This is a genomic window from Peribacillus sp. SIMBA_075 (genome assembly GCF_046534585.1).
This window is the reverse complement of the sequence record NZ_JAWRYN010000713.1, coordinates 1-268: the sequence shown is the minus strand read 5'-3', so window position 1 is coordinate 268 and position 268 is coordinate 1. Positions and strand designations below refer to the sequence as shown.

Annotated in this window: 1 protein-coding gene; it reads left to right on the top strand. The window is 73.9% G+C overall.

The window, feature by feature from the left end; genetic code table 11:
* Positions 1-268 (top strand): alpha/beta hydrolase fold domain-containing protein (locus tag SB775_RS30060; protein WP_410864906.1); only part of this gene is annotated, 268 nt, incomplete at both ends.

The window sequence follows — 268 nt, the reverse complement described above, 5'->3', positions numbered from 1 at the left end:
ACTACAGCCTGGCGCCGGAGCATCCCTATCCCGCCGCGCTCGACCAGGCGGTCATCGCGCTGGACTGGCTGCGAGTGCACGGCGCGGACTTCGGCATCGACGCCGGGCGGCTTGCGCTGGGCGGCGATTCGGCCGGCGCCAATCTCGCCGTGGCCACCGTGTTGCGACTGCGCGAGGCCGGGGAATCGGCGCGCATCGCCGCACTGGTGCTGAACTACGGCGCGTGGACGCCGGCGCTGTCGCAGACCGCGCGCGCGACCCTCGGCAC